We start from the raw sequence: 18,562 nt of genomic DNA on the forward strand, positions 1-18,562 counted from the left end.
TAAGGCGCTAGAATAGACATATTCATTAATCTTCATAAGAAAAAGCTATGGAAAATTATCAGATCGACAATCTGGACCGCGGCATTCTGGAAGCGCTAATGGCCAACGCACGCACCGCGTATGCCGAACTGGCGAAACAGTTTGGCGTCAGCCCCGGGACGATTCACGTGCGCGTAGAGAAAATGAAGCAGGCAGGGATCATCACCGGCGCGCGCATTGATGTCAGCCCGAAGCAGCTCGGGTACGACGTTTGCTGCTTCATTGGCATTATTCTCAAAAGTGCCAAAGACTACCCTTCCGCGCTCGAGAAGCTGAACGCGCTGGATGAGGTCACCGAGGCGTACTACACCACCGGGCACTACAGCATCTTTATAAAGGTGATGTGCCGATCCATCGACGCCCTTCAGCAGGTACTTATCAACAAGATCCAAACAATCGATGAAATTCAGTCCACCGAGACGCTGATCTCCCTGCAAAACCCGATCATGCGTACTATCCGCCCGTGATCGGGCAAATTCATTCCCACATTTTCCACAGGTAGATCCCAGCTCGTTCACAGCGTACAATGTCCGCCTCTTTATCTGAGCGAGCGATCAATGGCGGACATTACTCTTATCAGCGGCAGCACGCTTGGCGGTGCTGAATATGTAGCGGAACATCTGGCCGAGAAGCTGGAAGACGCGGGCTTTTCCACGGAAACCCTGCACGGACCGCTGCTTGACGATCTCCCGACTGACGGGGTCTGGCTGCTGATCACCTCCACGCACGGCGCGGGCGATCTGCCGGATAACCTGCAACCTTTATATGACGAACTGCTGGAACAACAGCCCGATCTGTCAAACGTCCGGTTTGGCGCAGTCGGGATCGGCAGCCGTGAATATGACACGTTCTGTGGCGCAATAGAGAAAGTCGAAGCTGCGGTGACCGCTTGCGGAGCAAAACAGCTGGGTGAAACGCTGAAGATCAACATCCTCGATCATGACATTCCGGAAGATCCAGCCGAGATCTGGTTGGGTGAATGGAAAAATTTACTCAAAAACGATTAAAGATCGCGCGATCAGATGTGGATAACTCTGGTTAAAAGCTCGTATTAAGCCGTAGTTATCCAAAGTATAACCCTGAGACTGTTTTCGCCCTGTGTATAAAGTGGCGATCTGATCCCAGCTTATACGGTCCAGGATCACCGATCATTCACAGCAAACGATCCTTCCTAACTGCATGATCTTATTTATTGGATCGGACTTATCCACAAAGGTCTGCGATCCTAATAAGAGATCACAATAGAACAGATCTCTAAATAAAAAGATCTTCTTTTTAATAGCCCAGGATCCCAATGCTTTCTCGAAAGACTAAAGTTGAGTAGAATCCACGGCCCGGGCTTCAATCCATTTTCATACCGCTTTACGCGAGGCAGACCACCATGTTTTATCAGGATCCTTTTGACGTCATCATCATTGGCGGGGGTCACGCAGGCACTGAGGCCGCAATGGCCGCAGCGCGAATGGGTCAGCAGACCCTGCTTTTGACACACAATATCGACACGCTGGGACAAATGTCCTGTAATCCGGCGATTGGCGGCATTGGGAAAGGACACCTGGTAAAAGAAGTGGATGCACTTGGCGGCCTGATGGCGAAAGCGATCGATCGCGCTGGCATTCAGTTTAGGATACTAAACGCGAGCAAAGGTCCGGCTGTACGTGCCACCCGTGCACAGGCAGACCGCGTGCTTTACCGTCAGGCCGTGCGCACAGCGCTGGAGAACCAGCCGAACCTGATGATCTTCCAGCAGGCGGTTGAAGATCTTATCGTTGAGAACGATCGCGTTGTGGGTGCCGTGACCCAGATGGGGCTTAAGTTCCGCGCTAAAGCGGTGGTACTCACCGTCGGGACCTTCCTGGACGGCAAGATCCACATCGGTCTGGATAACTACAGCGGTGGCCGCGCCGGCGATCCGCCGTCCATTCCGCTGTCACGCCGTCTGCGCGAGCTGCCGCTGCGCGTGAGCCGCCTGAAAACCGGTACGCCGCCGCGCATTGATGCGCGCACTATCGATTTCAGCATACTGGCGCAGCAGCACGGCGATAATCCGATGCCGGTGTTCTCGTTCATGGGCAATGCGGCGCAACATCCGCAGCAGGTGCCGTGCTACATCACGCATACCAACGAAAAAACCCATGACGTGATCCGCAATAACCTCGATCGCAGCCCAATGTACGCAGGCGTGATCGAAGGGATCGGACCACGCTACTGCCCGTCGATCGAAGACAAGGTGATGCGCTTTGCCGATCGTAACCAGCATCAGATCTTCCTCGAGCCGGAAGGGCTGACCTCTAACGAAATTTACCCGAACGGCATCTCCACCAGCCTGCCGTTCGACGTGCAGATGCAAATAGTGCGCTCAATGCAGGGTATGGAGAACGCGAAAATCGTTCGTCCTGGCTACGCTATTGAGTACGATTTCTTCGATCCGCGTGACCTGAAGCCGACGCTGGAGAGCAAATTCATCCAGGGTCTGTTCTTCGCCGGCCAGATTAACGGCACCACCGGTTACGAAGAAGCCGCAGCGCAGGGTCTGCTTGCCGGTCTGAACGCCGCCCGTTTCTCTGCTGAGAAAGAGGGCTGGGCACCGGGGCGTTCCCAGGCTTATCTGGGCGTGCTGGTTGACGATCTCTGCACGCTGGGTACCAAAGAACCGTACCGTATGTTTACCTCTCGCGCGGAATATCGTCTGATGCTGCGCGAAGACAACGCCGATCTGCGTCTGACCGAGATCGGCCGCGAGCTGGGTCTGGTGGACGACGATCGCTGGGCGCGCTTCAACGAGAAGCTGGAGCGTATCGAACAGGAACGTCAGCGTCTGAAAACCACATGGGTAAACCCGCAGGCGGAAACCGCTGCCGAAGTAAACGCTCACTTAACTGCGCCGCTTTCGCGTGAGGCCAGCGGTGAAGATCTGCTGCGTCGTCCGGAAGTCACGTATGAGAACCTGGTCAAACTGACGGCGTTCGCGCCGGGCCTGGAAGACGCTGAAGCGGCTGAGCAGGTCGAAATTCAGGTGAAATACGAAGGTTACATCGCGCGCCAGCAGGATGAGATCGAGAAACAGCAGCGCAACGAAAATACGCTGCTGCCGGAAATGCTGGACTATCGTCAGGTGACGGGCCTTTCCAACGAAGTGATCGCTAAGCTGAACGATCACAAACCTGTGTCGATTGGCCAGGCCTCGCGTATCTCCGGCGTCACACCCGCCGCGATTTCGATTCTGCTGGTGTGGTTGAAAAAGCAGGGCATGCTGCGCCGTAGTGCGTAATGCCCTGAACATTGCCCGGTGGCGCTGCGCTTACCGGGCTTACTGAACCCCGTAGGGCGGGTTAGCGAAGCGTCACCCGCCGCTTAAGTATCTCAACAGGTATTCACCGTGCTCAATAAACTCTCTCGTCTGCTGGAACAGGCAGGTATTTCGCTCACCGATCACCAGAAAAACCAGCTGGTGGCCTATGTCGATATGCTGAACAAATGGAACAAAGCGTACAACCTGACCTCCGTACGCGATCCCAACGAGATGCTGATTCGCCATATTCTCGATAGCATCGTGGTGGCGCCGTATCTTAACGGTGAACGTTTTATCGACGTAGGTACGGGTCCGGGCCTGCCGGGGGTTCCGTTGTCCATTGTCCGTCCGGAGAGTCATTTCACGCTGCTGGATAGCCTGGGCAAGCGCGTTCGCTTTTTACGCCAGGTCCAGCATGAACTGAAGCTGGAAAACATTACGCCCGTGCAGAGCAGGGTAGAGGCGTTTCCGGCAGAGCCGCCGTTTGACGGGGTTATCAGCCGTGCCTTTGCCTCGCTCAACGATATGGTGAGCTGGTGTAAGCACCTGCCGGCAGAAAATGGCCGTTTTTATGCGCTTAAAGGGCAGCTCCCGGGGGATGAAATTGAGCAGCTTCCGGACGGCTATACTGTCGAATCCATTGAGAAACTCCAGATTCCTCAGCTCGATGGCGAGCGCCATCTGGTTATAATTAAGCCAAACTCTTTTTAAAAAATTAATAAAAAATGTGGAATTTGTGCTGTTCTGATCGTGTTAAAAAACAGCACTTCCAGCCAGAACGGACGCTGGTTAATTTAACCTTGTTGTTACTATGGATTTTCTTGTGGTTAACCTTACCTTATTCATTCACCATGAAGATAATCAACAATGAAAATATCAGCCTGCTAAAAGTGGGTGCTGGCAACCAGAATGTGATGTTAAATATTTATTAAGAATGTCAATAAAAGGTTTTTGTTGTAGATAAGCCTGTTTTAAAAATAGTTGCGAATTTTTATCTTGAATTTCATAAAGATGGAATAAAGCGTTTTACGTCTTTGATAAATACAACTTTATCGCAAATGTGCAATTTGTGATCTTGTGCACGCTTTATCATCAACGTTTTCGCGCTGTTTGCAGTTTCGCCTGAAGGTCGACGCTTTGGTCAAAAGTTGAAAAATAGCGCTGGGGAAAAATATTTAAACATTTATTCACCTTTTCGCTACTTAATGTTTGAAATCACGGGTACGCACCGTATAATTTGACCGCTTTTTGATGCTTGACTCTGAGCCTTAAAGGACGTTTTATACGACACGCGGCATACCTCGAAGGGAGCAGGAGTAAAAACGTGATGTCTGTGTCGCTCTTGAGTAGAAACGTTGCTCGTAAGCTTCTGTTCATTCAGTTTCTGGCTGTGATAGCAAGTGGACTGCTGTTTAGCCTCAAAGACCCCTTCTGGGGCATCTCCGCCGCGTGCGGGGGTTTGGCGGTAGTGCTGCCAAACGTGTTGTTTATGATTTTTGCCTGGCGTCATCAGGCGCATACACCTGCCAAAGGCCGCGTGGCCTGGTCCTTCGCTCTCGGCGAAGTGTGTAAGGTGTTGCTGACCTTTGCATTGCTGGTGATGGCGCTGGCGGTTTTGAAAGTGGTATTCATGCCGCTGATAGCAACGTGGGTTTTGGTGCTGGTGGTACAAGTTCTGGCTCCAGCTGTAATCAATAACAAAGGGTAAAAGGCATCATGGCTTCAGAAAATATGACGCCGCAGGATTACATAGGTCACCATCTGAATAACCTTCAGCTGGACCTGCGTACATTCTCGCTGGTGGATCCACATCACCCCCCGGCCACCTTCTGGACGATCAACATCGACTCCATGTTCTTCTCGGTGGTTTTGGGTCTTCTGTTCCTGGCCATGTTCCGCAGCGTTGCTAAAAAGGCGACCAGCGGTGTTCCAGGGAAATTCCAGACGTTCGTTGAGATGATCATCGGCTTCGTTCATGGCAGCGTGAAAGACATGTACCATGGTAAGAGCAAGCTGATTGCTCCGCTGGCCCTGACCGTGTTCGTTTGGGTGTTCCTGATGAACCTGATGGACCTTCTGCCTATCGATTTCCTGCCGTGGATCGGCGAGCATGTCTTCGGTCTGCCTGCTCTGCGCGTGGTTCCGTCTGCGGACGTGAACATCACCCTGTCGATGGCGCTGGGCGTGTTTATCCTGATTCTTTTCTACAGCATCAAAATGAAAGGCGTAAGCGGCTTTGTGAAAGAGCTTACCTTGCAGCCGTTCAACCACTGGGCGTTTATTCCGGTCAACCTGATCCTGGAAGGCGTTAGCCTGCTGTCCAAACCTGTTTCACTGGGTCTGCGACTGTTCGGCAATATGTATGCGGGTGAGCTGATTTTCATTCTGATCGCGGGTCTTCTGCCGTGGTGGTCACAGTGGATTCTGAATGTGCCATGGGCCATTTTCCACATCCTGATCATTACGCTGCAAGCCTTTATCTTCATGGTTCTGACGATCGTCTATCTGTCGATGGCGTCTGAAGAGCACTGATTTTTTACCAACACTACTACGTTTTAATTGAAACAAACTGGAGACTGTCATGGAAAACCTGAATATGGATCTGCTGTACATGGCTGCCGCTGTGATGATGGGTCTGGCGGCTATCGGTGCTGCGATCGGTATCGGCATCCTCGGAGGTAAATTCCTGGAAGGCGCAGCGCGTCAACCGGATCTGATTCCTCTGCTGCGTACTCAGTTCTTTATCGTTATGGGTCTGGTGGATGCAATCCCAATGATCGCTGTAGGTCTGGGTCTGTACGTGATGTTTGCTGTCGCGTAGTAGTTGTTTTAAAACCCCAAGCCACAGAAATTTAAGAGGTATTGTGCTGTGAACATGAACGCAACAATCCTCGGCCAGGCCATCGCGTTTATTATCTTTGTCTGGTTCTGCATGAAGTATGTATGGCCGCCTTTAATGGCTGCCATCGAAAAACGTCAGAAAGAAATTGCTGACGGTCTGGCTTCCGCAGAACGCGCTAAGAAAGATTTGGACCTTGCACAGGCCAACGCGACAGACCAGCTGAAAAAAGCGAAAGCTGAAGCTCAGGTAATCATTGAACAGGCTAACAAACGCCGTTCACAGATCCTGGACGAAGCCAAAGCTGAAGCAGAACAGGAACGTACTAAGATCGTGACACAGGCTCAGGCTGAAATTGAAGCTGAGCGTAAACGTGCTCGTGAAGAACTGCGTAAGCAGGTTGCGATTCTGGCTGTTGCTGGCGCCGAGAAGATCATCGAACGTTCCGTGGATGAAGCTGCTAACAGCGACATCGTGGACAAACTTGTCGCTGAACTGTAAGGAGGGAGGGGCTGATGTCTGAATTTGTTACGGTAGCTCGCCCCTACGCCAAAGCAGCTTTTGACTTTGCTGTCGAACACCAAAATGTCGATCGCTGGCAGAACATGCTGGCGTTTGCCGCTGAGGTGACGAAAAACGAACAAATGGCCGAGTTGCTTTCCGGTGCGTTAGCACCTGAAACTCTCGCCGCGTCGTTTATCGCCGTGTGCGGAGAGCAACTGGATGCCAACGGCCAGAACCTGATTAAGGTAATGGCAGAAAATGGTCGTCTCCGTGTGCTCCCGGATGTTCTCGAGCAGTTTGAGCACTTACGTGCCCTTAGTGAAGCAACCGCTGAAGTTGAAGTAACTTCCGCGACTGAACTGAGTGACGAACAGCTTGCGAAAATCACTGCCGCGATGGAAAAACGTCTGTCACGCAAAGTTAAGCTGAATTGCAAAATCGATAAGTCTGTAATGGCAGGCGTAATCATCCGCTCGGGTGATATGGTCATTGATGGCAGCGTACGCGGCCGTCTTGAGCGCCTTGCAGACGTCTTGCAGTCTTAAGGGGACTGGAGCATGCAACTGAATTCCACCGAAATCAGCGAACTGATCAAGCAGCGCATTGCTCAGTTCAGTGTTGTGAGTGAAGCTCACAACGAAGGTACTATTGTTTCTGTAAGTGACGGTGTTATCCGCATCCACGGCCTGGCCGATTGTATGCAGGGTGAGATGATTTCCCTGCCGGGTAACCGTTACGCTATCGCACTGAACCTGGAGCGCGACTCCGTAGGTGCAGTTGTGATGGGTCCATACGCTGACCTCGCCGAAGGCATGAAGGTTAAGTGTACTGGCCGTATTCTGGAAGTGCCGGTTGGCCGTGGCCTGCTGGGTCGTGTTGTTAACACCCTGGGTGCGCCAATCGACGGTAAAGGTCCGGTTGAGCACGATGGCTTCTCCCCAATTGAAGTTATCGCACCGGGCGTTATCGACCGTCAGTCCGTTGATCAGCCAGTGCAGACTGGTTATAAGTCCGTTGATGCCATGATCCCAATCGGTCGTGGTCAGCGTGAACTGATCATCGGTGACCGTCAGACCGGTAAAACCGCGATGGCAATCGACGCCATCATCAACCAGCGTGACTCCGGCATCAAATGTGTGTACGTGGCTATCGGCCAGAAAGCGTCCACCATTTCCAACGTGGTTCGTAAACTGGAAGAGCACGGCGCGCTGTCTAACACCATCGTTGTTGTGGCTACCGCTTCTGAATCCGCTGCACTGCAATACCTGGCACCATACGCCGGTTGCGCAATGGGCGAATACTTCCGTGACCGCGGTGAAGATGCGCTGATCGTATACGATGACCTGTCTAAACAGGCCGTTGCTTATCGTCAGGTTTCCCTGCTGCTCCGTCGTCCACCAGGACGTGAAGCATTCCCGGGCGACGTATTCTACCTCCACTCTCGTCTGCTGGAGCGTGCTTCCCGCGTTAACGCGGAATACGTCGAGAACTTCACCAAAGGTGAAGTGAAGGGTAAAACGGGTTCTCTGACCGCGCTGCCGATCATTGAAACCCAGGCGGGTGACGTTTCTGCGTTCGTTCCGACTAACGTAATCTCCATTACCGATGGTCAGATCTTCCTGGAAACCAACCTGTTTAACTCCGGTATTCGTCCGGCGGTTAACCCGGGTATCTCCGTATCCCGTGTTGGTGGTGCTGCTCAGACCAAGATCATCAAGAAACTGTCCGGTGGTATCCGTACCGCACTGGCACAGTATCGTGAACTGGCTGCGTTCTCTCAGTTCGCATCCGATCTGGACGAAGCAACCCGTAAACAGCTGAGCCACGGTCAGAAAGTGACCGAGCTGCTGAAGCAGAAACAGTACGCTCCAATGTCTGTTGCTCAGCAGGGCCTGGTACTGTTCGCGGCTGAACGCGGTTACCTCGAAGATGTGGAACTGGCGAAAATCGGTAGCTTCGAAGCCGCTCTGCTGGCTTACGTCGACCGTGATCACGCTCCGCTGATGCAAGAGATCAACCAGACCGGTGGCTATAACGACGAAATCGAAGGCAAGCTGAAAGCTATCCTCGATTCCTTCAAAGCAACCCAATCCTGGTAATCGTCCGGCGGCTTGTCTCAGGACAAGCCGCCTGGCATTGAGGAGAAGCTCATGGCCGGCGCAAAAGAGATACGTAGTAAGATCGCAAGCGTCCAGAACACGCAAAAGATCACTAAAGCGATGGAGATGGTCGCCGCTTCCAAAATGCGTAAATCGCAGGATCGCATGGCGGCCAGCCGTCCTTATGCAGAGACCATGCGCAAAGTGATTGGTCACCTTGCAAACGGTAATCTGGAATATAAGCACCCTTACCTGGAAGAACGCGACGTTAAGCGCGTAGGCTACCTGGTGGTGTCGACTGACCGTGGTCTGTGTGGCGGCTTGAACATTAACCTGTTCAAAAAACTGCTGGCGGATATGAAAGGCTGGTCCGATAAAGGCGTTCAGTGCGATCTGGCACTGATTGGCTCTAAAGGCGTCTCTTTCTTTAACTCCGTTGGCGGCAATATTGTCGCTCAGGTGACCGGTATGGGTGATAACCCGTCCCTGTCCGAACTGATCGGCCCGGTTAAAGTGATGTTGCAGGCCTATGATGAAGGCCGTCTGGACAGACTGTACGTTGTCAGCAACAAATTTATTAACACCATGTCTCAGGTGCCAACGCTCACTCAGATGCTGCCTTTACCGGCATCAGAAGATGACGAGCTGAAACAGAAAGCCTGGGATTACCTGTATGAACCCGATCCGAAACCGCTGCTGGATACCCTGCTGCGTCGTTACGTTGAATCTCAGGTTTATCAGGGCGTTGTAGAAAACCTGGCCAGCGAGCAGGCCGCACGAATGGTGGCGATGAAAGCCGCGACCGATAATGGCGGCAGCCTGATTAAAGAGCTGCAGTTGGTTTACAACAAAGCTCGTCAGGCCAGCATTACTCAGGAACTCACCGAGATCGTCTCGGGGGCCGCCGCGGTTTAACCAGGTTTACGAATTACGTAGAGGATTCAAGATGGCTACTGGAAAGATTGTCCAGGTAATCGGCGCCGTGGTGGACGTCGAGTTCCCTCAGGACGCCGTACCACGCGTGTACGACGCGCTTGAGGTACAGAATGGTAACGAGAGCCTGGTGCTGGAAGTTCAGCAGCAGCTCGGCGGCGGTATCGTGCGTACCATCGCCATGGGTTCTTCCGACGGTCTGCGTCGTGGTCTGGAAGTTAAAGACCTTGAGCACCCGATCGAAGTCCCGGTAGGTAAAGCAACACTGGGTCGTATCATGAACGTATTGGGTCAGCCAATCGACATGAAAGGCGACATCGGTGAAGAAGAGCGTTGGGCTATCCACCGCGCGGCACCTTCCTACGAAGAGCTGTCCAGCTCTCAGGAACTGCTGGAAACCGGCATCAAAGTTATCGACCTGATGTGTCCGTTCGCGAAGGGCGGTAAAGTTGGTCTGTTCGGTGGTGCGGGTGTAGGTAAAACCGTAAACATGATGGAGCTGATCCGTAACATCGCGATCGAGCACTCCGGTTACTCCGTGTTTGCGGGCGTAGGTGAGCGTACTCGTGAGGGTAACGACTTCTACCACGAAATGACCGACTCCAACGTTCTGGACAAAGTTTCCCTGGTTTACGGCCAGATGAACGAGCCACCAGGAAACCGTCTGCGCGTAGCGCTGACTGGTCTGACTATGGCTGAGAAGTTCCGTGACGAAGGCCGTGACGTTCTGCTGTTCGTTGATAACATCTACCGTTATACCCTGGCCGGTACGGAAGTATCCGCACTGCTGGGTCGTATGCCTTCTGCGGTAGGTTATCAGCCAACGCTTGCGGAAGAGATGGGTGTTCTTCAGGAACGTATCACCTCTACCAAAACCGGTTCTATCACCTCCGTTCAGGCGGTATACGTACCTGCGGATGACCTGACTGACCCATCTCCAGCAACCACCTTTGCTCACTTAGATGCAACCGTGGTACTGAGCCGTCAGATCGCGTCTCTGGGTATCTACCCGGCCGTTGACCCGCTGGACTCCACCAGCCGTCAGCTGGATCCACTGGTTGTTGGTCAGGAACACTACGACACCGCGCGTGGCGTACAGTCCCTGCTGCAACGTTACCAGGAACTGAAAGACATCATCGCCATCCTGGGTATGGATGAACTGTCTGAAGAAGACAAACTGGTGGTAGCACGCGCGCGTAAGATCCAGCGCTTCCTGTCCCAGCCGTTCTTCGTTGCGGAAGTATTCACCGGTTCTCCAGGTAAATACGTTTCCCTGAAAGACACCATCCGGGGCTTTAAAGGCATCATGGAAGGCGAATACGATCACCTGCCAGAGCAGGCGTTCTACATGGTTGGTTCCATCGAAGAAGCCGTGGAAAAAGCCAAAAAACTTTAACGCCTTAATCGGAGGGTGATATGGCAATGACTTACCACCTGGACGTCGTCAGCGCAGAGCAACAAATGTTCTCTGGTCTGGTCGAGAAAATCCAGGTAACGGGTAGTGAAGGTGAACTGGGTATTTTCCCGGGTCACGCACCGCTGCTCACCGCCATTAAGCCTGGTATGATCCGCATCGTTAAACAGTTCGGTCACGAAGAGTTTATCTATCTGTCCGGCGGCATTCTTGAAGTGCAGCCTGGCAGTGTGACCGTTCTGGCCGATACCGCTATTCGTGGCCAGGATCTCGACGAAGCGCGAGCCCTGGAATCGAAGCGTAAGGCTGAAGAGCACATTAGCAGCTCTCATGGTGACGTGGATTACGCTCAGGCGTCTGCGGAGCTGGCCAAAGCGATCGCCAAACTGCGCGTTATCGAGTTGACCAAAAAAGCGATGTAACACCGGCTTGAAAAGCACAAAAGCCAGTCTGGTTCCCAGGCTGGCTTTTTTTATGGCTCCGTCCAGGGGCTGAACTTTATTCATGCAGCAAAAAAATAGCTAACCTGTTGTCGCTGCTGGTTACTTACCGTGGGAATGCTATATTCCAGAGAAAAAGGGGTTTACTCAGCCCCTAAAGATGGCCTCAAATAGCCATTACAGGCCGATGTTGAACGTTTTAACACCACTCCATTTTTTTGCGCAAAATATGTAGAATTTTCAACATCAAAGGGTTTAACTTCTCACATAAATTACAGTCAGGACGCGTATGTTGAATAATGCGATGAGCGTGGTCATCCTTGCCGCTGGCAAAGGCACCCGCATGTATTCCGATCTTCCTAAAGTGCTCCACACACTGGCAGGAAAGCCTATGGTGAAGCATGTCATTGATGCAGCAAATGAATTAGGTGCCAGCCAGGTACATCTGGTTTATGGCCATGGCGGTGATTTGCTGAAAAAAACGCTGCATGACGATAAGCTCAACTGGGTGCTACAGGCAGAACAGCTCGGTACCGGTCACGCAATGCAGCAGGCTGCACCCTTCTTCGCCGATGACGAAGATATCCTTATGCTTTACGGCGACGTCCCGTTGATTTCTGTAGAAACCCTGACTCGCCTGCGTGAAGCCAAACCGCAGGGCGGCATTGGGTTGCTAACCGTTGTACTGGACGATCCGAGCGGCTATGGCCGTATTACCCGTGAAAACGGCAACGTGACGGGAATTGTCGAGCATAAAGATGCCAGCGAAGCGCAGCGTAAAATTCAGGAGATCAACACCGGTATCCTGATTGCGAACGGTGCCGATCTGAAGCGCTGGCTGTCGAAGCTCGACAACAACAACGCCCAGGGTGAGTACTACATTACCGATATTATTGCGATGGCGTACCGTGAAGGGCGTGAAATTGCCGCCGTTCATCCGGCACGCATCAGCGAAACGGACGGGGTTAACAACCGTTTGCAGCTGTCCCGCCTTGAGCGTATTTACCAGGCCGAGCAGGCTGAAAAGCTGCTGCTGGCGGGCGTGATGCTGCGCGATCCTGCGCGTTTCGATCTGCGCGGCACGCTGGCCCACGGGCGCGACGTTGAAATTGATACTAACGTTATCCTGGAGGGTAACGTGACGCTGGGCAATCGCGTCAAAATTGGCGCCGGCTGCGTGATTAAAAACAGCATTATCGGTGACGACTGCGAAATCAGCCCGTACAGCGTGGTGGAAGATGCGCATCTTGAAGCGGCGTGCACCATCGGTCCATTTGCGCGTCTGCGCCCGGGCGCCGAGCTGCTGGAAGGCGCTCACGTGGGCAACTTCGTCGAAATGAAAAAAGCGCGTCTGGGCAAAGGCTCCAAGGCTGGTCATCTGACCTATTTGGGCGATGCAGAAATTGGCGATAACGTGAACATTGGTGCAGGTACCATCACCTGTAACTATGACGGTGCCAATAAGTTTAAAACCATCATCGGCGACGACGTGTTTGTTGGCTCAGACACGCAGCTGGTGGCGCCCGTCACTGTAGGTAATGGCGTGACCATTGCTGCCGGAACGACCGTAACGCGCGACGTAGCGGATAACGAGTTAGTGTTAAGCCGCGTGCCACAGGTACACAAGCAGGGCTGGAAACGCCCGGTGAAGAAAAAGTAACGACAATATACACCCCTCACCCCTATGGGGAGAGGGCCGGGGTGAGGGGATAATATAATCCTCCCCCCACAGGCAGTACCCATAACAATAACCCCACTCTCTACAAGGCTCGGGGCGCCCGGAAAGGGCAAATACAGGTCAGCGACAACGCATGGCATAACGCCATAATCAGGAAATCTAACTATGTGTGGAATTGTTGGCGCAGTTGCGCAGCGTGATATTGCTGAAATCCTTCTCGAAGGTTTACGTCGTCTGGAATACCGTGGCTATGACTCTGCCGGTCTGGCCGTTGTTGATGCAGAAGGTCATATGACCCGTCTGCGTCGTCTCGGTAAAGTGCAAATGCTGGCCCAGGCCGCGGAAGAACATTCCCTGCACGGTGGCACCGGTATCGCGCATACCCGCTGGGCGACCCACGGCGAGCCGTCTGAAGGCAACGCGCACCCGCATGTGTCTGAACACATTGTGGTAGTGCATAACGGCATTATCGAAAACCACGAACCGCTGCGCGAAGAGCTGAAAGCGCGCGGCTATACCTTTGTCTCTGAAACTGACACCGAAGTGATTGCTCACCTCGTACACTGGGAGCTGGCACAGGGCGGTACGCTGCGTGAAGCGGTGCTGCGCGCTATCCCTCAGCTGCGCGGTGCTTACGGCACGGTAATTATGGACTCCCGCGATCCGTCCACGCTGCTGGCCGCGCGTTCCGGTAGCCCAATGGTGATCGGTCTGGGCATGGGCGAAAACTTTATCGCTTCCGACCAGCTGGCGCTGCTGCCGGTTACCCGCCGCTTCATCTTCCTGGAAGAGGGCGACATTGCCGAAGTTACGCGTCGCAGCGTGACCGTATTCGACACCAAAGGCGAGCAGGTTAAGCGTCAGGAGATCGAATCAAACCTGCAGTACGACGCGGGCGACAAAGGCGCCTACCGTCACTACATGCAGAAAGAGATCTACGAGCAGCCAAACGCGATTAAAAACACCCTGACCGGGCGCATCAGCCACGGTGAGGTGGATCTGAGCGAGCTGGGCGCAAACGCCAACGAGCTGCTGGGCAAGGTTGAGCACATTCAGATCGTGGCCTGCGGTACCTCTTACAACTCCGGTATGGTCTCTCGCTACTGGTTTGAATCTCTGGCTGGCGTGCCGTGCGACGTGGAAATTGCCTCTGAATTCCGCTATCGCAAATCCGCGGTGCGTCGTAACAGCCTGATGATCACCCTTTCCCAGTCTGGCGAAACGGCGGATACCCTGGCGGCGCTGCGTCTGTCTAAGGAGCTAGGCTACCTGGGCTCGCTGGCAATCTGTAACGTGCCGGGCTCCTCGCTGGTGCGTGAGTCCGATCTGGCGCTGATGACCAAAGCGGGCACCGAAATCGGCGTGGCCTCCACCAAAGCGTTTACCACTCAGCTGACCGTTCTGCTGATGCTGGTGGCAAAACTGGCTCGTCTGAAAGGCCAGGATGCTTCCGTTGAGCACGACATCGTGCACGGCCTGCAGGCGCTGCCGAGCCGTATCGAGCAGATGCTGTCTCAGGACAAACGCATTGAAGCGCTGGCTGAAGACTTCTCTGACAAACACCATGCCCTGTTCCTGGGTCGTGGCGATCAGTACCCGATTGCGCTGGAAGGCGCGCTGAAGCTGAAAGAGATCTCCTACATCCACGCTGAAGCTTACGCCGCAGGGGAACTGAAACACGGCCCGCTGGCGCTGATCGACGCGGATATGCCGGTTATTGTCGTGGCACCAAACAACGAACTGCTGGAAAAATTGAAATCTAACATCGAAGAAGTGCGCGCCCGTGGCGGTGTTCTGTATGTCTTCGCGGATAAAGATGCCGGTTTCGCCAGCAGCGACAACATGCACATCATCGAGATGCCGCATGTGGAAGAGGTGATTGCGCCGATCTTCTACACCGTACCGCTGCAGCTGCTGGCTTACCACGTCGCGCTGATCAAGGGCACCGACGTTGACCAGCCGCGTAACCTGGCGAAATCCGTTACCGTAGAATAATCCTTCCAGGCTCCACCATCCGGTGGGGCCTTTTTTATGACAATCCGTCATTTTCAGCTATTTTATCAGTGTCACATAAAGAAAATATTACTGAAAACAGGCTGTCATGTTATCTGGTAATCTCTTGATAAATAAAGAGAGTTTGACTTGTTTTTAAGTGAAATTTTCTTTGTCATAAAACTGTCATAATTCGTACATTTATCTGTCACCTGTTTGTCCTATTTTGCTCATCGTAGCCACTTAAACAATGATTTACGAAATCCTTGCAGGAGACATTATGAAAGTTATGCGTACCACTGTCGCAACTGTTGTCGCCGCGACCTTATCTCTGAGCGCTTTCTCTGCCTTCGCAGCAGCAAGCCTGACTGGCGCTGGTGCAACCTTCCCTGCGCCGGTGTATGCCAAATGGGCGGATACCTACCAGAAAGAAACCGGCAACAAGGTTAACTATCAGGGTATCGGCTCCTCCGGTGGCGTAAAACAAATTACCGCGAATACCGTTGATTTCGGCGCATCCGACGCTCCGCTGTCTGATGAGAAACTGAATCAGGAAGGCCTGTTCCAGTTCCCGACCGTGATCGGCGGCGTTGTGCTGGCCGTTAACATCCCTGGCCTGAAATCAGGCGAGCTGGTGCTGGACGGCAAAACCCTGGGCGACATCTACCTGGGCAAAATCAAAAAATGGGACGACGAAGCCATCACTAAGCTGAACCCGGGCGTTAAGCTGCCTTCGCAGAATATCGCTGTGGTTCGCCGCGCCGACGGTTCAGGTACCTCCTTCGTATTCACCAGCTACCTGGCGAAAGTTAACGAAGAGTGGAAATCTAAAGTGGGTTCCGGCTCTACCGTTAACTGGCCAACCGGCCTGGGCGGTAAAGGCAATGACGGCATCGCCGCATTCGTGCAGCGTCTGCCTGGCTCCATCGGCTACGTAGAGTACGCCTACGCTAAGCAGAACAATCTGGCCTACACCAAACTGGTCTCTGCTGACGGCAAACCGGTTAGCCCGACCGAAGAGAACTTCGCCAACGCCGCCAAAGGCGCTGACTGGAGCAAATCCTTCGCTCAGGACCTGACCAACCAGAAAGGCGATGATGCATGGCCAATCACTTCCACCACCTTCATTCTGGTCCACAAAGATCAGAAGAAACCTGAGCAGGGTGCTGAAGTGCTGAAGTTCTTCGACTGGGCATACAAAAACGGCGGCAAACAGGCTAATGACCTGGATTACGCCAGCCTGCCAGACAGCGTGGTTGAGCAGATTCGTGCTGCATGGAAAACCAACGTGAAAGACAGCAGCGGTAAAGCACTGTACTAACAGGATATAGTTAACGAAGATGGCGGGCGGCGTTAACGCCTACCCGCCCTACGGTTCAGACTGTAGGCCCGGTAAGCGCCAGCGCCACCGGGCATATTCGTAAAACGTCTCAAAAAGAAGAGTAATTTATGGCTGCAACCAAGCCTGCATTTAACCCTCCGGGTAAAAAAGGTGACATGATTTTCATCGCCCTGGTCAAACTGGCTGCGCTGATTGTGCTATTGCTGCTGGGCGGCATTATCGTGTCCCTGATCTTTTCCTCCTGGCCGAGCATTCAGAAATTTGGTTTCTCCTTCCTGTGGACCAAAGAGTGGGATGCGCCGAACGATATCTACGGTGCGCTGGTGCCGATTTACGGCACGCTGGTCACCTCCTTTATCGCCCTGCTGATTGCCGTTCCGGTGAGCTTCGGTATTGCCCTGTTCCTGACGGAGCTGGCACCCGGCTGGCTGCGACGTCCGCTGGGTATCGCCATTGAACTGCTGGCGGCCATTCCAAGCATCGTTTACGGCATGTGGGGTCTCTTTATCTTTGCTCCGCTGTTTGCGACGTACTTCCAGGAGCCGGTGGGTAACGTTCTCTCTGCCGTTCCGTTTGTGGGTGCGCTGTTCTCAGGCCCGGCGTTCGGTATCGGTATTCTGGCGGCCGGGGTGATCCTCGCCATCATGATTATTCCGTACATTGCGGCGGTAATGCGCGATGTCTTCGAACAAACCCCGGTGATGATGAAAGAGTCGGCCTACGGCATCGGCTGCACCACCTGGGAAGTGATCTGGCGCATCGTTCTTCCGTTCACCAAAAATGGGGTGATCGGCGGCATAATGCTGGGTTTAGGCCGCGCGCTCGGCGAAACCATGGCGGTGACCTTTATCATCGGTAACACCTACCAGCTCGACAGCGTTTCGCTGTATATGCCGGGGAACAGCATCACTTCCGCGCTGGCGAACGAATTCGCCGAAGCCGAATCGGGTCTGCACGTCGCGGCGCTGATGGAGCTGGGTCTGATCCTGTTTGTTATCACCTTTATCGTGCTGGCTATCTCCAAGCTGATGATTATGCGTCTGGCTAAAAATGAGGGGGCACGCTAATGGCGACTCTCGACATGCAAAACACCGCCCAGCTTGCGGAATCTCGCCGTAAAATGCAGTCAAAGCGCCGGATTAAAAACCGCATTGCGCTGACGCTTTCGATGGCAACGATGGCATTCGGCCTGTTCTGGCTGATCTGGATCCTGATGTCCACCATCACCCGCGGTATTGATGGAATGTCCCTGGCGCTGTTCACCGAGATGACGCCGCCGCCGAACACGGCGGGCGGCGGTCTGGCAAACGCCCTGGCGGGTAGTGGCCTGCTGATCCTGTGGGCGACCGTTTTCGGTACGCCGCTGGGCATCATGGCGGGTATCTACCTGGCGGAATACGGCCGTAAGTCCTGGATCGCTGAAGTCATCCGCTTTATCAACGACATTCTGCTTTCTGCCCCGTCGATTGTGGTAGGTCTGTTTGTTTACACCATCGTGGTGGCACAAATGGAACACTTCTCCGGCTGGGCGGGTGTGATCGCGCTGGCGCTGCTACAGGTGCCTATCGTTATTCGTACCACTGAAAACATGCTGAAACTGGTGCCGGACAGCCTGCGTGAAGCGGCTTACGCGCTGGGCACGCCGAAATGGAAGATGATTTCGGCGATTACCCTGAAAGCGTCCGTCTCCGGGATCATGACCGGTATCCTGCTGGCTATCGCCCGTATCGCCGGTGAAACCGCACCGCTGCTGTTTACCGCGCTCTCCAACCAGTTCTGGAGCACGGACATGATGCAGCCGATCGCCAACCTGCCGGTGACGATCTTTAAATTTGCGATGAGCCCATTCGCGGAATGGCAGCAGCTGGCCTGGGCCGGGGTGCTGATCATCACCCTTTGCGTACTGTTGCTGAACATTCTGGCGCGCGTCATTTTCGCGAAGAAGAAACACGGTTAAATTTTTACGGCGCGGCACATCGCGGCGCCGAAT

At 53.6% G+C, this 18,562-nt stretch carries 18 protein-coding genes; all 18 read left to right on the forward strand.

All coding sequences use genetic code 11. From position 1 onward, the window contains the following. The first annotated feature begins 47 nt into the window (after positions 1 to 47). The 18 genes from asnC to pstA all read left to right on the forward strand — a co-directional run bounded on the left by asnC (position 48) and on the right by pstA (position 18,529). Positions 48 to 506 carry a transcriptional regulator AsnC gene (asnC, locus tag IM304_RS12675; RefSeq protein WP_003862383.1) on the forward strand — a complete coding sequence of 153 codons (459 nt, stop codon included), beginning with the start codon at positions 48 to 50 and terminating at the stop codon, positions 504 to 506. A 90-nt stretch (positions 507 to 596) separates the two neighbouring features. Next, a complete protein-coding gene (gene mioC / locus IM304_RS12680; RefSeq protein WP_020882767.1) occupies positions 597 to 1,046 on the forward strand; it encodes an FMN-binding protein MioC in 450 nt (149 codons plus the stop codon). A gap of 374 nt (positions 1,047 to 1,420) precedes the next feature. Beyond that, on the forward strand, positions 1,421 to 3,310 hold the full coding sequence (gene mnmG / locus IM304_RS12685) for a tRNA uridine-5-carboxymethylaminomethyl(34) synthesis enzyme MnmG (RefSeq protein ID WP_193355457.1): 1,890 nt from the start codon (positions 1,421 to 1,423) through the stop codon (positions 3,308 to 3,310). Between the two features lie 108 nt (positions 3,311 to 3,418). Next, a complete protein-coding gene (gene rsmG / locus IM304_RS12690; RefSeq protein WP_193355456.1) occupies positions 3,419 to 4,042 on the forward strand; it encodes a 16S rRNA (guanine(527)-N(7))-methyltransferase RsmG in 624 nt (207 codons plus the stop codon). 616 nt (positions 4,043 to 4,658) lie between these two features. After that, positions 4,659 to 5,039: a F0F1 ATP synthase subunit I gene (gene atpI / locus IM304_RS12695; protein ID WP_003862375.1), complete on the forward strand. Its 381-nt coding sequence runs from the start codon at positions 4,659 to 4,661 to the stop codon at positions 5,037 to 5,039. Positions 5,040 to 5,047: 8 nt separating this feature from the next. Next, positions 5,048 to 5,863, forward strand: a complete 816-nt coding sequence (gene atpB, locus IM304_RS12700; RefSeq protein WP_148420346.1) for a F0F1 ATP synthase subunit A — start codon at positions 5,048 to 5,050, stop codon at positions 5,861 to 5,863. Between the two features lie 49 nt (positions 5,864 to 5,912). Beyond that, on the forward strand, positions 5,913 to 6,152 hold the full coding sequence (gene atpE / locus IM304_RS12705; RefSeq protein WP_000429386.1) for a F0F1 ATP synthase subunit C: 240 nt from the start codon (positions 5,913 to 5,915) through the stop codon (positions 6,150 to 6,152). Positions 6,153 to 6,200: 48 nt separating this feature from the next. Beyond that, the gene (gene atpF, locus IM304_RS12710) at positions 6,201 to 6,671 is read left to right on the forward strand and encodes a F0F1 ATP synthase subunit B (RefSeq protein ID WP_013099406.1); all 471 of its coding nucleotides are present in this window, start codon (positions 6,201 to 6,203) and stop codon (positions 6,669 to 6,671) included. A gap of 14 nt (positions 6,672 to 6,685) precedes the next feature. Then, on the forward strand, positions 6,686 to 7,219 hold the full coding sequence (gene atpH, locus IM304_RS12715; RefSeq protein WP_003862369.1) for a F0F1 ATP synthase subunit delta: 534 nt from the start codon (positions 6,686 to 6,688) through the stop codon (positions 7,217 to 7,219). A 12-nt stretch (positions 7,220 to 7,231) separates the two neighbouring features. After that, positions 7,232 to 8,773, forward strand: a complete 1,542-nt coding sequence (atpA, locus tag IM304_RS12720) for a F0F1 ATP synthase subunit alpha (RefSeq protein ID WP_006808751.1) — start codon at positions 7,232 to 7,234, stop codon at positions 8,771 to 8,773. Between the two features lie 51 nt (positions 8,774 to 8,824). Beyond that, entirely contained in the window at positions 8,825 to 9,688 is an 864-nt protein-coding gene (gene atpG, locus IM304_RS12725; RefSeq protein ID WP_003862364.1) for a F0F1 ATP synthase subunit gamma, read from the forward strand. Between the two features lie 31 nt (positions 9,689 to 9,719). After that, the gene (atpD, locus tag IM304_RS12730) at positions 9,720 to 11,102 is read left to right on the forward strand and encodes a F0F1 ATP synthase subunit beta (protein ID WP_003862362.1); all 1,383 of its coding nucleotides are present in this window, start codon (positions 9,720 to 9,722) and stop codon (positions 11,100 to 11,102) included. Positions 11,103 to 11,122: 20 nt separating this feature from the next. Then, the gene (locus tag IM304_RS12735) at positions 11,123 to 11,542 is read left to right on the forward strand and encodes a F0F1 ATP synthase subunit epsilon (protein ID WP_006177560.1); all 420 of its coding nucleotides are present in this window, start codon (positions 11,123 to 11,125) and stop codon (positions 11,540 to 11,542) included. 307 nt (positions 11,543 to 11,849) lie between these two features. After that, positions 11,850 to 13,220 (forward strand): bifunctional UDP-N-acetylglucosamine diphosphorylase/glucosamine-1-phosphate N-acetyltransferase GlmU, encoded by a 1,371-nt coding sequence (glmU, locus tag IM304_RS12740; RefSeq protein ID WP_176609139.1) that lies wholly within the window; start codon positions 11,850 to 11,852, stop codon positions 13,218 to 13,220. Between the two features lie 183 nt (positions 13,221 to 13,403). Beyond that, positions 13,404 to 15,233 carry a glutamine--fructose-6-phosphate transaminase (isomerizing) gene (gene glmS, locus IM304_RS12745; RefSeq protein WP_148420348.1) on the forward strand — a complete coding sequence of 610 codons (1,830 nt, stop codon included), beginning with the start codon at positions 13,404 to 13,406 and terminating at the stop codon, positions 15,231 to 15,233. Between the two features lie 277 nt (positions 15,234 to 15,510). Beyond that, on the forward strand, positions 15,511 to 16,551 hold the full coding sequence (gene pstS / locus IM304_RS12750; RefSeq protein ID WP_063452042.1) for a phosphate ABC transporter substrate-binding protein PstS: 1,041 nt from the start codon (positions 15,511 to 15,513) through the stop codon (positions 16,549 to 16,551). Between the two features lie 128 nt (positions 16,552 to 16,679). Further along, positions 16,680 to 17,639 (forward strand): phosphate ABC transporter permease PstC, encoded by a 960-nt coding sequence (gene pstC / locus IM304_RS12755; RefSeq protein ID WP_193355455.1) that lies wholly within the window; start codon positions 16,680 to 16,682, stop codon positions 17,637 to 17,639. After that, complete coding sequence (gene pstA / locus IM304_RS12760) at positions 17,639 to 18,529, forward strand: phosphate ABC transporter permease PstA (protein ID WP_003861156.1); 891 nt, start codon at positions 17,639 to 17,641, stop codon at positions 18,527 to 18,529. Before pstC ends, pstA begins: the two co-directional genes overlap by 1 nt. The last annotated feature ends 33 nt before the right edge of the window (positions 18,530 to 18,562 follow it).

It is taken from the genome of Enterobacter cloacae complex sp. P40C2, assembly GCF_014930695.1.
Taxonomy (GTDB): Bacteria; Pseudomonadota; Gammaproteobacteria; order Enterobacterales; family Enterobacteriaceae; genus Enterobacter; species Enterobacter pasteurii.

Coding starts and splice junctions, on each gene's coding strand:
- asnC (WP_003862383.1), top strand. CDS start 48: ATGGAAAATTATCAGATCGACAATCTGGACCGCGGCATTCTGGAAGCG.
- mioC (WP_020882767.1), top strand. CDS start 597: ATGGCGGACATTACTCTTATCAGCGGCAGCACGCTTGGCGGTGCTGAA.
- mnmG (WP_193355457.1), top strand. CDS start 1,421: ATGTTTTATCAGGATCCTTTTGACGTCATCATCATTGGCGGGGGTCAC.
- atpI (WP_003862375.1), top strand. CDS start 4,659: ATGTCTGTGTCGCTCTTGAGTAGAAACGTTGCTCGTAAGCTTCTGTTC.
- atpB (WP_148420346.1), top strand. CDS start 5,048: ATGGCTTCAGAAAATATGACGCCGCAGGATTACATAGGTCACCATCTG.
- atpE (WP_000429386.1), top strand. CDS start 5,913: ATGGAAAACCTGAATATGGATCTGCTGTACATGGCTGCCGCTGTGATG.
- atpH (WP_003862369.1), top strand. CDS start 6,686: ATGTCTGAATTTGTTACGGTAGCTCGCCCCTACGCCAAAGCAGCTTTT.
- atpA (WP_006808751.1), top strand. CDS start 7,232: ATGCAACTGAATTCCACCGAAATCAGCGAACTGATCAAGCAGCGCATT.
- atpG (WP_003862364.1), top strand. CDS start 8,825: ATGGCCGGCGCAAAAGAGATACGTAGTAAGATCGCAAGCGTCCAGAAC.
- atpD (WP_003862362.1), top strand. CDS start 9,720: ATGGCTACTGGAAAGATTGTCCAGGTAATCGGCGCCGTGGTGGACGTC.
- IM304_RS12735 (WP_006177560.1), top strand. CDS start 11,123: ATGGCAATGACTTACCACCTGGACGTCGTCAGCGCAGAGCAACAAATG.
- glmU (WP_176609139.1), top strand. CDS start 11,850: ATGTTGAATAATGCGATGAGCGTGGTCATCCTTGCCGCTGGCAAAGGC.
- glmS (WP_148420348.1), top strand. CDS start 13,404: ATGTGTGGAATTGTTGGCGCAGTTGCGCAGCGTGATATTGCTGAAATC.
- pstS (WP_063452042.1), top strand. CDS start 15,511: ATGAAAGTTATGCGTACCACTGTCGCAACTGTTGTCGCCGCGACCTTA.
- pstC (WP_193355455.1), top strand. CDS start 16,680: ATGGCTGCAACCAAGCCTGCATTTAACCCTCCGGGTAAAAAAGGTGAC.
- pstA (WP_003861156.1), top strand. CDS start 17,639: ATGGCGACTCTCGACATGCAAAACACCGCCCAGCTTGCGGAATCTCGC.